At 63.1% G+C, this 13,242-nt stretch carries 17 protein-coding genes; 5 read left to right on the top strand and 12 right to left on the bottom strand.

Translation table 11 applies throughout. From position 1 onward, the window contains the following. Positions 1-70 precede the first annotated feature (70 nt). The 12 genes from ACWNZ1_RS05620 to ACWNZ1_RS05565 all read right to left on the bottom strand — a co-directional run bounded on the left by ACWNZ1_RS05620 (position 71) and on the right by ACWNZ1_RS05565 (position 9,406). Positions 71-1,564: a nitrite reductase gene (locus ACWNZ1_RS05620; protein WP_135845119.1), complete on the bottom strand. Its 1,494-nt coding sequence runs from the start codon at positions 1,562-1,564 to the stop codon at positions 71-73. Further along, positions 1,561-2,391, bottom strand: a complete 831-nt coding sequence (gene cobA, locus ACWNZ1_RS05615; protein ID WP_135845120.1) for a uroporphyrinogen-III C-methyltransferase — start codon at positions 2,389-2,391, stop codon at positions 1,561-1,563. Before cobA ends, ACWNZ1_RS05620 begins: the two co-directional genes overlap by 4 nt. Before the next feature lie 37 nt (positions 2,392-2,428). After that, positions 2,429-3,625, bottom strand: coding sequence for a heme d1 biosynthesis radical SAM protein NirJ (gene nirJ, locus ACWNZ1_RS05610; RefSeq protein WP_135845121.1), 1,197 nt, complete (start codon positions 3,623-3,625; stop codon positions 2,429-2,431). A gap of 28 nt (positions 3,626-3,653) precedes the next feature. Continuing rightward, the gene (gene ahbB, locus ACWNZ1_RS05605) at positions 3,654-4,190 is read right to left on the bottom strand and encodes a siroheme decarboxylase subunit beta (protein WP_135845122.1); all 537 of its coding nucleotides are present in this window, start codon (positions 4,188-4,190) and stop codon (positions 3,654-3,656) included. Further along, positions 4,165-4,608 carry an Lrp/AsnC family transcriptional regulator gene (locus tag ACWNZ1_RS05600; protein ID WP_135845123.1) on the bottom strand — a complete coding sequence of 148 codons (444 nt, stop codon included), beginning with the start codon at positions 4,606-4,608 and terminating at the stop codon, positions 4,165-4,167. Before ACWNZ1_RS05600 ends, ahbB (ACWNZ1_RS05605) begins: the two co-directional genes overlap by 26 nt. Next, on the bottom strand, positions 4,601-5,113 hold the full coding sequence (gene ahbB / locus ACWNZ1_RS05595; RefSeq protein WP_135845124.1) for a siroheme decarboxylase subunit beta: 513 nt from the start codon (positions 5,111-5,113) through the stop codon (positions 4,601-4,603). The genes ACWNZ1_RS05600 and ahbB (ACWNZ1_RS05595) overlap by 8 nt, the downstream gene beginning before the upstream one ends. Further along, complete coding sequence (locus ACWNZ1_RS05590) at positions 5,110-5,568, bottom strand: Lrp/AsnC family transcriptional regulator (protein WP_256452730.1); 459 nt, start codon at positions 5,566-5,568, stop codon at positions 5,110-5,112. Before ACWNZ1_RS05590 ends, ahbB (ACWNZ1_RS05595) begins: the two co-directional genes overlap by 4 nt. A 2-nt stretch (positions 5,569-5,570) precedes the next feature. After that, the gene (locus ACWNZ1_RS05585) at positions 5,571-6,749 is read right to left on the bottom strand and encodes a cytochrome D1 domain-containing protein (protein WP_135845126.1); all 1,179 of its coding nucleotides are present in this window, start codon (positions 6,747-6,749) and stop codon (positions 5,571-5,573) included. Beyond that, a complete protein-coding gene (locus ACWNZ1_RS05580; protein ID WP_135845127.1) occupies positions 6,746-7,075 on the bottom strand; it encodes a c-type cytochrome in 330 nt (109 codons plus the stop codon). Before ACWNZ1_RS05580 ends, ACWNZ1_RS05585 begins: the two co-directional genes overlap by 4 nt. 118 nt (positions 7,076-7,193) lie before the next feature. Beyond that, positions 7,194-7,502: a c-type cytochrome gene (locus ACWNZ1_RS05575; RefSeq protein WP_135845128.1), complete on the bottom strand. Its 309-nt coding sequence runs from the start codon at positions 7,500-7,502 to the stop codon at positions 7,194-7,196. 24 nt (positions 7,503-7,526) lie between these two features. Then, positions 7,527-9,206: a cytochrome D1 domain-containing protein gene (locus tag ACWNZ1_RS05570; RefSeq protein WP_135845129.1), complete on the bottom strand. Its 1,680-nt coding sequence runs from the start codon at positions 9,204-9,206 to the stop codon at positions 7,527-7,529. Positions 9,207-9,217: 11 nt separating this feature from the next. After that, on the bottom strand, positions 9,218-9,406 hold the full coding sequence (locus ACWNZ1_RS05565) for a hypothetical protein (protein WP_135845130.1): 189 nt from the start codon (positions 9,404-9,406) through the stop codon (positions 9,218-9,220). On the opposite strand from ACWNZ1_RS05565, the gene ACWNZ1_RS05560 reads away from it, so the two are divergent. The 5 genes from ACWNZ1_RS05560 (at position 9,405) to ACWNZ1_RS05540 (ending at position 13,196) form a co-directional block, all read left to right on the top strand. Further along, a complete protein-coding gene (locus ACWNZ1_RS05560) occupies positions 9,405-10,208 on the top strand; it encodes a CbbQ/NirQ/NorQ/GpvN family protein (protein ID WP_135845131.1) in 804 nt (267 codons plus the stop codon). The genes ACWNZ1_RS05565 and ACWNZ1_RS05560 overlap by 2 nt on opposite strands. Then, complete coding sequence (locus ACWNZ1_RS05555) at positions 10,192-10,776, top strand: cytochrome c oxidase subunit 3 family protein (protein WP_256452731.1); 585 nt, start codon at positions 10,192-10,194, stop codon at positions 10,774-10,776. Before ACWNZ1_RS05560 ends, ACWNZ1_RS05555 begins: the two co-directional genes overlap by 17 nt. A 12-nt stretch (positions 10,777-10,788) precedes the next feature. Beyond that, on the top strand, positions 10,789-11,046 hold the full coding sequence (locus ACWNZ1_RS05550; RefSeq protein WP_135845133.1) for a cytochrome C oxidase subunit IV family protein: 258 nt from the start codon (positions 10,789-10,791) through the stop codon (positions 11,044-11,046). Between the two features lie 278 nt (positions 11,047-11,324). Then, a complete protein-coding gene (locus ACWNZ1_RS05545) occupies positions 11,325-11,765 on the top strand; it encodes a c-type cytochrome (RefSeq protein WP_109756147.1) in 441 nt (146 codons plus the stop codon). A 3-nt stretch (positions 11,766-11,768) separates the two neighbouring features. Beyond that, positions 11,769-13,196 (top strand): cbb3-type cytochrome c oxidase subunit I, encoded by a 1,428-nt coding sequence (locus ACWNZ1_RS05540; RefSeq protein WP_135845134.1) that lies wholly within the window; start codon positions 11,769-11,771, stop codon positions 13,194-13,196. Positions 13,197-13,242: the final 46 nt, after the last annotated feature.

The following is a 13,242-nucleotide window of genomic DNA, read 5'->3' as shown; positions in this document are numbered from 1 at the left end:
TCAGCTTGCAATGATGTTGGCCATGCCGCTGCCATCGCGAGCAGGCTCGGCTCCCACAGTTTTTTTATCGCTAGTGCGATGTCCCCTCGGCAAATTCGATCTTGTTGCCGACGTTGTACTTGCCCGAAGGTTTGTTCATGGGCAGGCGCTTGATCTCCTGGAGGGTGTTGCTGTCGTAGACGATCAGCGCGCCGTCGGTGGCCCAGATGCTCAGCAGCAGGTATCGGCCGTCGCGGGTGAATTCGACGTGGGCGGCGGTTTTGCCGGGCATCGGGCGCAGGGTGTGGGCGATTTCCAGGGTCTGTTTGTCGATCAGGTGGATGGCATCGTTGTCCGGGCCGAAGAACACGTCGGTCCAGGCATAGCGCGAGTTGACGTGGCTGCGCAGGAAGAAACCCGGCCCCAGGGTGGGGATCTGCTTGATGACTTTCCAGGTGTTGAAGTCGATCACCGAAATCAGCCCCTTGCTGATATTGGGCGTGGCGAACACCCAGTGCCCATCGCGCTTCCAATAAGTGCCCGAGCCCAGGTGCGGCATGCCCGGCAACGCGATGTCGGTGACGACACGACCAGAGTCGAGGTCGATCACCTGGCCGCCTTGGGCCTTGCGCGAGGTGGCGAGCAATTGGCGGTAGTCGGGCGAGAAGGAGAAGTCGTCCAGATCATCCTCGGTCTCGATACGCCTGGGCACGAAGTCCGGGCTCGGTCCGGTGGACAGTTCCCAAACTTCTTTGACGTCCTTCAACGCGACAATGAAGCTGTTGCGCGGTGGGGCTGTGTAGACCGCGCTGACCCGCGAAGCTTGCCCGTCGCGGCCCACCGTTGGGAGGGTCTTGACCAGTGACAGGTCGCGGGCATCGAGCACCGTCAGGTTGCCGGGCAGGTAGTTGCCCACCAACACCCAGCGGCCGTCTTTGCTCACCGCCAGGTTACGGGTATTGAGCCCGGCCCGTACCTCGGCGATCAGCTTGAGGTTGTGCAGGTCGTACAGGCTGATCCAGCCGTCCCGGGAGGCCAGGTAGACGAAGCGCCCATCCGGCGAAAACTTCGGCCCGCCATGCACGGCGAAGTGCGAGGCGAAACGTGCGAGGACCTCGAAGCGATCGCCGTCGACCACGTCGATGTGATGATCGCCGGCCTCCACCACCACGAACAGGTTCAGCGGATCGGCCTTGTGCTGAGGGGTGTCGGGCAGTCTGGCGACGTCGGCCAGCAGCCGATGGCTCTGGCGAATGTCGTCCTCATTCCAGGTCGGCTCGACGGCGAGGGGGCGCTGCAAGTACAGCGCCAGGGCGTCGATCCGCGCCGGCTCCAGCACCGTGCCGAACGCCGCCATCTGGCTGGCCGGCCGGCCGTTTTCAATTACCTGGCGGACTTCGGCGGGCTTGATCCGGCTCAGGCTCTGGGGCAACAGCGCCGGCCCGGTGCCGCCGATACGATTGACGCCGTGGCATTGTTGGCAATGCTGCTGGTAGTCACGCTCGGCCAGTTGCAGATCCACGTCGCGGGTGACCGCGCCATGGGCCGCGCCGATCCACAGCAGTGGCAGCCACCAGCGCTTCATAGCGCCACCTTCAGGGCCTGTGTGATGGGGTGAAGACGCGCCGGATGCTCCAGCATTTGATGGGCGAACAGGCCGACGACCTTGCCGATCACCGTCAACGTCGGCAGGCCTTCGCAGCATTGCAGCGCCATGCCCGGCAATTGCCGCAGGGTGCCACGCAGCACCTGTTGGTCGGGGCGGGTGCCGTTGCTGATCAACGCCGCCGGGGTGTCGGCCGCCAGGCCTGCCTCCATCAGCCGCGCAGCAATGGTGCCCAGGTTCGACAGCCCCATGTAAAACACCAGGGTCTGGCTGTCATCCGCCAGGCTTTGCCATGGCAGGCTCAAATCGCCTTCGCGTTGCAGATGACCGGTGATGAACCGGCAGGAATTGACCAGGTCGCGATGGGTCAGCGGAATGCCGGCGTAGGCGCTGCAACCGGCCGCAGCGGTGATGCCGGGCACCACTTGGCAATCGATGCCACGGGCCAGCAAGTACTCCAGTTCTTCGGCACCGCGACCGAAAATGAATGGGTCGCCGCCCTTGAGTCGGACCACCCGTTGTCCCTGGTCCGCCAGCTCGGCCAGCAGCTCGTTGATCTGCGCCTGGGGCAGGCTGTGGCAACCGGCGGCCTTGCCGACGTAATGTCGGGCGCAGGTCAACGGGATCAGGCTCAGCAGTTGCGGGCTGATCAAGCGGTCGTAGACAACCGCGTCGGCCTGCATCAACAGGCTCCAGGCGCGCAACGTCAGCAGGCCCGGGTCACCGGGACCGGCGCCGACCAGGGCGACTTCCCCCGGTCTGAGGAACGATTGCAGGGCAGCGGGCAAAACGAGGGGGGCTGGCATGGGACTTCCTTGGTTTGGCATCAGGTTCGCCATTGGGTTATCGGGCGCAGGGCAACGCAGTGCTGGGAATCCCAACGCTGGGAATCGCGTGCACACCAATTTCTTCATCGCTGAGGTGGCAGCCCGGGTCCTGGCCCCACAGGTCGCCGTCGGCCCAGGCACGGGTGCGGGTATTGCCGTTGCAGATCGCCAGCCAGCGGCATTGTCCGCAGCGACCGCTCACGGCCCGTGGGTGCTCACGCAGTTTCAGCAGCAGGGCATCGGGACGCTCGAGCCAGAGGGTCTTGAACGGGGTCTGGCGGACATTGCCCACCGAGTGCTGCCACCAATAAGTGTCGGGATGGACCTCGCCGGTGTTGTCGATATTGGCGATGCCGCTGCCCGAAGCATTGCCGCCCCAGGCCCGCAGCATCTGCTCCAGTGCGGTGTAGTGCTGGGGCAGGCGCCGGGCGACCCATTGCAGCAGCACGATTGCATCGGCGTCGTTGTTGCCGCTGACGAAATCACTCTCACGACCCTGCTCGACATCGCGCCAGGCCCGCTCGAAAATCAGCGTCATTGCTTCGCGGCTCATCTGCTGCAGGGCGTCGAGCTTGCGGCTGCGCTTGCCCCGGCCGCTGTAGTTGAGGTGCGACAGGTAGAATTTCTGCACGTCGTATTCAGTCATCAAGTCCAGCAGCCGTGGCAGCTGGGTATGGTTTTGCTGGGTGAGGGTGGTGCGCAACCCGACGCGGATCCCGCGTTCACGGCAGAGCCGGATGGCCGCCATGGAACTGGCGAAACTGCCCTTGAGTTGCCGGAACTCATCGTGGGTGGCTTCCAGGCCATCAATGCTGATGCCCACGTAATCGAAGTTCGCCGCGGCAATCTGTTCGATGTTGGACGCGTTGATCAGCGTGCCGTTGGTGGACAGGGCGAGGAAAAAGCCTTTGTCGCGGGCATAGGCGCTGAGCTGGAACAGGTCCTCGCGCAGCAACGGTTCGCCACCGGAAAGGATCAACACACGTACGCCGGCGTCATGCAGGTCGTCGATGACCTGCAGCGCCGCCGTCGTGTCCAGCTCATCGCGAAACACGCTGTCGGCGGACGTGGCGTAGCAGTGCTTGCAGGTCAGGTTGCAGCGCCTGAGCAGGTTCCAGATCACCACGGGCGGCCGGCTGCTGCCCGGTGATGCTACGCGTGGGGCAGCGCATTGGCCGGCCAGGGCCCGCAGGTAGTGGCTGATCCTCAACATAACGTGCTCCTTCGGCCGACGTGCCGGTTCAGCCCAAGGTGGGCGAAAGGCGCAGGCCGGTTTTTTTCAGGATGCGGCTGCTCACCAGCATGTCGTCGGCGGCACAGGCGTCACCCAGCAGGTAGCGCAGGTGCTCGCGGTAGCTGTCGATTTCTTCGCGGCTGCGGCCATGGACCATGGCGAACAGGTTGTAACGCCAGTGGGGCCGGCGCGGACGGCGGTAGCAATGGCTGACGAAAGGCTGCGCGCCCAGCAGGGCACCGAGGCGCGCGATGTCGGTATCGCACACGTCCCAGACGGTCATGCCGTTGTGGCGATAACCCAGGCGATAGTGATTGGGGACGGCGGCGATGCGACGGATCGCGCCTTCGGCCTGCAGGCGCTTGAGCAAATCGAGCGTGGATTCCACACTCAGCCCCAGTTGCTCCGCGAGCCAGGCCCAGGGGTCTTCGAGCAAGGGCAGGCCGGCCTGGGTCAGTTCCACCAGCCGCAGCGCCAGAGGTGTTTCATCCAACCGAGGCAGGGGCCGCAGCAATGACTCAGACCGGGAAATACAGGCCGACATGGTAGGTCTCCTCTTTGGGCAGGTTCAGCGGCACCAGGCCGGTCAGATGCTCGATGCGCGTCAGGGTGTCGCTGATGGCTTGTTCGCTGGGGCAGGCGAGCACGAACCACATGTTCCAGGTGTGTTCGCGGCGGTAGTTGTGGGCCACCTCGGGCATGGCCCCAAGCAGCTCGGCGACGGTGTCGAAACGCGGCTCGGGCACCGCCAGCGCCGCCAGGGTGAAGGCGCCGCCCAGGCGATCGATGTCGAACATCGGACCGAAGCGGGTGAGGACGCCGTCGTTGAGCAATTCGTGCAGGCGGTCGAGCAATTCGCTGCTACTGCTGTCCAGTTCGCGGGCCAGGGCCTGCCAGGGATGCCGCACCAGTGGCAGGCCCAGTTGCAGGCGGTTGATCAGGCGACGGTCGAGATCATCCATTGAGGCAGGCTCCGGCCGGTGGGGCGAAGCGCCCGCCGCATTGCTTGAACAGGTGCGTGCTGAACAACAACTGGTGGGGCAGGTCGTCGAGCAAATGCTCTTGCAGCAACGCCTGGACCTGGGCTTCCACGCGGTCACGCTGGCGCCCGTGGATCATGCAGAACAGGTTGTATTGCCACTGGGGCAAGCGCCGCGGCCGTTGATAGCAAAGGCTGATGCCCGGCGCCTGGCCCAGGCGACGACCGACTTCATCGACCAGTGCGTCCGGCACATCCAGCACCAGCATGGCGTTGGCGGCGAAACCCAAAGCGCGATGGTTGACCACCAGGCCGACGCGCCGGAACAGGCCTTGTTCATGCCAAGCCTGCATCTGTTCGAGGACGTGTTGCTCGCTGGCATCGATCTGCTCGGCCAGGACCTGGAAGGGCCGTGCGGCCAGGGGCAGGCCGGCTTCCAGCAGGCGGCGTAGCGTCAGTAACTGTTGCTCGTTCAAGGGGATGTTCATGGGGTGGCCTCCAGGGCAAAGCCCAGGTCGATGCGGTAGGCGGTCAGCATGGGCAGGTCCAGTGGTGTGAGGCCGGTGTCGCTTTCCAGCTCCTGGAGAATGTTGTCCAGGTGTGCGCGGTCAGGGCCGGTCAGCACGAACCAGAGGTTGTAGCGATGTTCCCGGGCGTAGTTGTGATTCACTTCCGGGTATTGGCTGACGCGCGCCGCGACTTGATGCAAGCGGTCCTCGGGCACCGCCAGGGCGGCGAGGGTGCTGGCGCCGGCCCGGGTGTGTTCGAACACTGGGCCGACTCGCGACAAGGAGCCGGCCACTTGCAGGTGTTGCAGGCATTCGAGCACTTGCGCCTCGCTGCAGCCCAGGGCATCGGCCATGGCCCGATAGGGTTCGGCGCACAGCGGCATGCCGTGCTGGAATTGATCGATCAGGCGCCGGGCCAGTGAACTCGATGTCATGGTCAGTACCCCGGTTTGTGTGCGCGGCTGCTGAAGAAAATGCCGCTGGGGCTCAGGGCCGGCAGGCTGCCCAGGCGTTCGAGGCGATAAGGGTCCCAGACTTGCACCTCAGCGCCATCTCGTGCGGACAGCCACAGCTGGTCACCCCGTGCGGTAAATTCCATGTGCAGCACCGCCGGCCCCGGTCGCAGGTCGGCGACGATGGCGTGGGTCTGGGTGTCGATGACCTGCACGCGATCGTTGTCCGGGTAGGCGAAGTTGACCCACAGTTGCCGGCCGTCCGGGCGTGCCGTGACAAACACTGGCTGGCCGGCCACGGCGATGGCATCGCGCTGCTGCCAGTTGCTCGCGTCCATCACCAACACCTGGTGATGGCCGACGGCGGGCACGAAGGCTTGTTGGTCGGCCAGGGCCCAGCCTTCCAGATGGGGCATCTTGTACACCGGGAGGCGGGCCTCGCCGCGTCCGTATTGCCCCAGCACCCGTTTCACGCCGTGTTCCGGGTGCCAGAGATCGAGTTGCGCCATACCGTCCTCACCGAACAGCCCGGCCATGTAATAACGCCCGTCTGGGGTGATCAACGCGTCGTAGGGTTGCTGGCCGATGGCGGTGAAACGTTCGATGCGCGGCGTGTGGCCCTGGCTGAAGTCGGCGGTCCAGATTTCGCCGGTGTCGAACAGGCTGAACACGAAGCGCTGCCCCGGGGCGTCCACCAGACCGACCACTCGTGAACGTTTCTTGCCGTCAGGCAAAGGCGTGGCCGGAATGTCAGCGACCTGTGCCAAGGTCTGGGCATCGAACACCTTGACGCCGCCGGGCTCGTAGTTGGACACCGCGATCAGTTTGCCGTCCTGACTGATCGCGCCACCGATGCTGTTGCCGCCCTGGATAATGCGCCGGTCGATGTGTGCGGTGAGCAGGTCAACCTTGCTCAAGCCGCCATCGCGGCCGAACACATAGGCATAACGCTGGTCACGGGAGAACACCACCGAGGCGTGAGACAGATCCCCCAGTCCCTCAACGCGGGCGAGGGCGGTGCGGGTGTCGCTTTCGATGATTTGCAGGCTGCCGGTGGCGCGCTCCACCACCACGCCGAGATCGCCGGTGCCGCGCAGCGGTGTCTGGGCGCAAGCCGAGAGCAGCAGGGCGGTGGCTGTAAGGGACAATAGAGAACGGATCATGAGGCGGGTTTTCCTTGAAGGAGCCGGTCCACCAGCCAGCGGATATCGTCGGGGCCGAGCAGCGGCGCCCAAGCGGGCATGGCACTGCCGGGCCGCCCCAGGGTGACGGTGGCGATGAGGTTGTCTCGGGATTTTCCGGCCAGGGCATCACGGGTCAGGGCTGGGCCGAGGCCGCCGGTCATGTACAGGCCGTGGCAGGCGCCACAATCCTGTTCCAACAGGTGTTGCAGTTGCACCTGGCGCTGGTGGTCGGGATCGGCCAGCACACAGGAGGAGAAAACAAAGAGGAGGGTGGTCATCAAGGTTGCAGAGCGGTGTCGTTCCATGACGTCCTCCTGATCAAGAAATAAAGTCGAGCGCAGCTTTTGTGGCGAGGGGGTTATGTGGGAGCAAGCTTTGCTCCCACATAAATCCCTCGCCACAGGGAGATGCTCTCAGTCAAAGTTATTTAAGGCTCAACACCCACGCAGCCAGGATCTTGGCTTCTTCATCGGTCACTGGGTTGGCCGGCATCGGCATCGGTCCCCAGTTGCCTTGCGTACCCTCCTTGATGTGCTTGGCGAGCAGGTCCTGCGCGCCAGCGACGCCGGCGTTTTTCGCCGCCACTTCCTTGAGCGCCGGGCCAACCACCTTGGTATCGATGGAATGGCAGGCTGCGCAGGGTTTGCTCTTGAACAGCGTCGGGCCGTCTTGTGCCAGCGCCGGTAGGCTGTAGGCGGCCGTCAGGGCCAAGGCAATCAGAATAGGCTTCATGGTTTTTCCTCATATTGATGGGGCTCAATAGATGTCGTGTTGGGTGTTGTAGACGTTGAATTTCCCGGTCGGGGTGATCAGGCGCTTGTCCTTGATCACGTTCTTGACCTTGAGGGTCTTGTCGTCGATCACCACCAGCGCCGACTCGTCTTCCTGGCCACTCCAGACCGAGAACCAGACCTCATCGCCGGCCTTGTTGTATTCCGGCTGGACCACGCGCAACGCGCCTTTCTTGATACCGGCGTACTCGGCAATCGGCAGCACGGTGTAGCCGGCGTCGAGCTTGTCGATGTTGAATACCGCTACCGACTGGCTGAGCTTGGCGTCGGGGCTGAGGGTGGTGTCGACATACAGGTGACGGGATTCGGGGTGGGTCTTGATGAACAGCGAACCGCCACCTTGGCCCTGCAGCGAGCCGACCTGCTTCCAGGCGTATTGCGGGTGTTTGACCGGGTCGGTGCCGATCAGCGAAACCCCGGCGTCGCCCAAGTGGCTGGTGGCCCAGACCGGTCCGTAGAGCGGGTGGTTGAAGTTGGCGCCGCGTCCCGGATGCGGGGTCTTGCCTACGTCCACCAGGGCGGTGAGCTTGCGTTCCTTGGAGTCGATCACCGCGACTTTGTTGGAGTTGTTGGCCGCCGTCATGAAGTAGCGATGGCTGCTGTCCCAACCGCCGTCGTGCAGGAACGGCGCGGCGTCGATGCTGGTGATGGTGAGGTTCTTGATGTCCTGGTAGTTGACCAGCATCACCTTGCCGGTTTCCTTGACGTTGACGATGAACTCCGGCCACTCGTGGGAGGCGATGATGGCCGCGACCCGAGGTTCCGGGTGGTATTGCTGGGTGTCGACAGTCATGCCACGGGTCGAGACGATCTGCTTGGGCTCCAGGGTCTCGCCGTCCATGATGGTGAACTGCGGCGGCCAGTAGGAACCGGCGATGGTGTATTTGTCTTCGTAGCCCTTGAACTTGGAGGTTTCCACCGAGCGGGCCTCGATGCCCACCTTGATTTCCGCAACCTTGGTCGGTTCCTTCGGCCACAGGTCGATCATGTCGATCTTGGCGTCCCGACCGATCACCAGCAGGTAGCGACCCGAGGCCGAGATGCGCGAAATGTGCACGGCGTAACCGGTGTCGATCAGCTTGACGATTTTCTTGCTGTCGCCGTCGATCAAGGCAATCTTGCCGTCGTCGCGCAGGGTCACCGAAAACAGGTTTTGCAGGTTGAGCGAGTTGAGTTGCCGGGTCGGCCGGTCCTCAGGCTTGACCAGCACTTTCCAGGTCTTGAGGGTTTCGGCCATGCCCCATTCCGGCGGCGTCGGCGGGGTGTGCTGAATGAACTTGGCCATCACCGTGATCTGGTCTTTGCTCAGGGCATTGGAGGTGCCCCAGTTCGGCATGCCGGCGGCCGAGCCATAGGTGATCAGCGCCTCCAGGTATGGCTGGCCGCGTGCCTGGGTGATGTCGGGTGTCAGCGGCTTGCCGGTGGCGCCCTTGCGTAGTACGCCGTGGCAGCCGGCGCAGCGTTGGAAATAGATTTCCTTGGCCGAGTCGAAGTCGGCCTGGCTCAGGTCCGGCGCGCCTTCGCTCTTGACCACGCGGGGTTGCTCCGGCGCAGCGGTTTGGTCGGCGAAGGCGTGGGGGGCGACCAGCGCTGTACACAGCGCCGTGACCCTCAGGGCCCACGATTTTTTGTGGCTGATCAGCATTCCATTTCTCCTCAGGCGTGACCCGCGCTGCCCTGCAATTGACGTTCGGCGCGCAGATTCTTGGTGCGCTGCAAGGCTATGCCCAGGCCGGTGGTTAGCCGCTTGACGGCGATCAAGTTTGCCCGCCGCAGCCCTTGCCAGGTTGTCGCAGGGCCCCGTAGCGTGGCCGGCAATCGCGCTCTCTGATCAGGCTCTGTCATGAACACTCTCCATACCTTGCAGCACCCGGACGAACCCTTTTATCAACCTCAGGACAACGAACAGGCGCTGTTCGAACAGGCCTGGCATCACGGCATGCCGGTGCTGATCAAAGGCCCCACCGGGTGTGGCAAGACCCGTTTTGTCCAGCACATGGCCCACCGTCTGAAACTGCCGCTGTACACCGTGGCCTGCCACGATGACTTGAGCGCGGCCGACCTGATCGGCCGTCACCTGATCGGCGCCCAGGGCACCTGGTGGCAGGACGGGCCATTGACCCGGGCGGTGCGCGAGGGAGGCATCTGTTACCTGGACGAGGTGGTCGAAGCGCGGCAGGACACAGCGGTGGTGTTGCACCCACTGGCCGATGATCGGCGGCAGTTGTATCTGGAGCGCACGGGCGAAGTGCTCCAGGCGCCGCGGTCCTTCATGCTGGTGGTGTCTTACAACCCCGGTTACCAGAACCTGCTCAAAGGCATGAAGCCCAGCACCCGCCAGCGTTTCGTGGCGATGCGCTTTGGTTATCCGGCTGTTGCCGATGAAGAACGTATCGTTGCCCGTGAGGCCGGCGTTGATATGGCCCTGGCAGCCCAGGTGGTGCGACTGGGGCAGGCACTGCGCCGGCTCGATCAGCATGATCTGGAGGAGGTCGCTTCCACGCGCTTGCTGATTTTTGCGGCGCGCATGATCGGTTCCGGTATGGGCCCGCGACAGGCCTGTCTGGCGTGCCTGGCGGAGCCCTTGAGTGATGACCCGCAGACGGTTGCCGCGTTGATGGATGTGGTCGATGTCCACTTCGGCTGAAACCGCTATCACACCCCGGCGTTTGCCGGGGGACTTGGCGATGTGGTTTTTCATCCTCGCCGAGTTGTCAGTGTTTGCACTGTTGATCCTGGCGTTCGCCGTCGCCCAGGTGTTGCACCCGCAGATGTTCAGTGAAGGTCGGCTCTTGCTCGACCGCTCCACGGGGCTGGCGATGACCCTCAGCCTGCTGACCACCGGGCTGTTCGCCGCCCTGGCCCAGGAGCAGGTCAGGCAGGACCGGCCGGGTCGAGGTGCGCTGTTTTTGTCTGTGGCGTTGTTGCTTGCCTGTGGCTATGTGGGGATCAAGCTCACTGAGTACGCCCATCTGTTGGCGAGCGGCCTGGGCATGGAGCACAACACCTTCTTCACCTTGTACTGGATCCTCACGGCGTTTCATTTCCTGCACGTGCTGCTGGGCATGGTGATTCTCGGTTGGCTGGCCGAGGGTTGTCGGCGCCGTCGTTATGATTCACAGCGCTACAGCGGGCTGGAATCCGGCGTGCTGTATTGGCACATGGTGGATCTGGTCTGGGTGCTGTTGTTTCCGTTGGTCTACATCCTTGATTGAGATGAAATACCCATGTCGGCTTCTCGTGTTCTGATCGTTTGTTGGATGGCGCTGGCGGTGTTGAGCAGCGCCACCGTGGCCCTGGGCCAGGCCGCCGCCACCGGACTGGTTTCCATCGCCATATTGACGGTGGCGGTGGCCAAGGCCTGGTTGATCGCCGACGGCTTCATGGAACTGCACCATGCGCCGCGCCTGTGGCGGCGGTTGGTACTGAGTTGGGCGGTGGTACTGGCGAGCGTGATAGGGATCGTCATCACATCCGCGGTCTGAATCTGTGAACACGGTCCCCGTGGCGAGGGAGCTTGCTCCCGCAGGGCTGCGCAGCAGCCCCAAAAGCAACAACTCAGTCCCCCCCCTGACACACCGCGCCGGCAGATTTCAGGGCCGCTTCGCACCCCTGCGGGAGCAAGCTCCCTCGCCACAGCAAGCTCCCCAGTCACAGGGGGGCGAACAACCGACTAAAACCATCGGAGATTCTTGATCGCCATCAAGCGGTTTCAGACCCCTCGCTTCCTAGAATGAACACGCCAAGCAATGAGGAAGTGACCATGTCAGATACCTTCACCAAAGGCATGGCCAGGAATATTTATTTCGGGGGAAGCGTGTTCTTTTTCCTGATATTCCTGGCCCTGACCTACCACACGGAACAGACCTTTCCAGAGCGCAGCAACCAGGCGCAATTGAGCGAATCGGTGATACGCGGCAAGGGCGTCTGGGAGCGCAACAACTGCATCGGCTGCCATACCCTGCTGGGCGAGGGTGCGTACTTTGCGCCGGAGCTGGGCAATGTGGTCAACCGTCGCGGTGGCGAGGAAGCCTTCAAGCCGTTCCTGCAGGCCTGGATGAAAATGCAGCCGCTGAACGTCCCGGGCCGTCGGGCCATGCCGCAGTTCAACCTGAGCGAGCAGGAAGTCGACGACATCGCCGAGTTCCTCAAGTGGAGTTCGAAAATCAATACCAATGGCTGGCCGCCAAACAAGGAGGGCTGAGAGATGAGCATGGCTAATCCGCATCTGAAATTCGCCTCGCAGGCCGTCGCCAAACCTTACTTCGTGTTTGCCCTGATGCTGTTCCTGGGGCAAGTGCTGTTCGGTTTGATCATGGGCTTGCAATACGTGGTCGGCGACTTTCTGTTCCCGCTGATTCCCTTCAACGTGGCCCGCATGGTCCACACCAATCTGCTGATCGTCTGGCTGCTGTTTGGCTTCATGGGCGCGGCGTATTACCTGATTCCGGAGGAGGCTGATCGAGAGCTGCACAGCCCGAAACTGGCGCTCGTGCTGTTTTGGGTGTTCGCCGCCGCGGGTGTGGCGACGATCCTGGGTTACCTCTCGGTGCCTTATGCGACGCTGGCGAAATTCACCGGCAACGACTTGCTGCCGACCATGGGCCGTGAGTTCCTGGAGCAACCGACCATCACCAAGATGGGCATCGTCGTGGTGTGCCTGGGGTTCCTCTACAACATCGGCATGACCCTGCTCAAGGGGCGCAAAACCACGGTCAGCATGGTGATGATGACCGGGTTGATCGGCCTGGCAGTGTTCTTCCTGTTCTCCTTCTACAACCCGGAAAACCTCGCCCGTGACAAGTTCTACTGGTGGTGGGTGGTGCATCTTTGGGTGGAAGGTGTCTGGGAACTGATCATGGGTTCGATGCTCGCTTTTGTCCTGATCAAAATCACCGGCGTGGACCGCGAAGTGGTCGAGAAATGGCTCTACGTGATCATCGCCATGGCGCTGATTACCGGGATCATTGGTACCGGTCACCACTTCTTCTGGATAGGCGCACCCGAGGTCTGGTTGTGGGTCGGCTCGATCTTCTCGGCGTTGGAACCGTTACCGTTCCTGGCGATGGTGGTGTTCGCCTTCAGCATGGTGAAAAACCGTCGTCGGCAACACCCGAATCGCGCCGCCACGTTGTGGGCCAAGGGCACCACGGTCACCGCGTTCTTCGGTGCGGGCGTCTGGGGGTTCCTGCACACCCTGGCCCCGGTCAACTACTACACCCACGGTTCGCAACTGACCGCGGCCCACGGTCACCTGGCTTTCTACGGTGCCTACGCGATGATCGTGATGACGTTGATCAGCTACGCCATGCCACGCTTGCGTGGGCTGGGTGAAGCGGCAGATGAGCGTTCCCAGCGGTTGGAAATCTGGGGCTTCTGGTTGATGACCCTGTCGATGGTAATGATCACCTTGTTCCTCACCGCCGCCGGTGTCGTCCAGGTGTGGTTGCAACGCTGGATGGCGGACGGTAGTGCCTTGCCGTTCATGGCCACGATGGATCATTTGAAGCCGCTGTTCTGGGCGCGGCTGGTCAGTGGCGTGGGGTTCCTGGCGGGGTTGCTCTGCTACCTGTTCAGCTTCCGCCAGCGTGGCCGTGCGGCCTTGCGCGCACCGGCGGCGGTGGTGCCGTCGTGAATCATCATCGCTGAACCTGTGGCAAGGGCGTTTGTTGTGGGGAGGG

Source organism: Pseudomonas sp. CFBP 5748 (assembly GCF_053850495.1).
The sequence above is the reverse complement of the archived record's forward strand: the minus strand, read 5'-3'. Positions and strand labels throughout refer to the sequence as shown.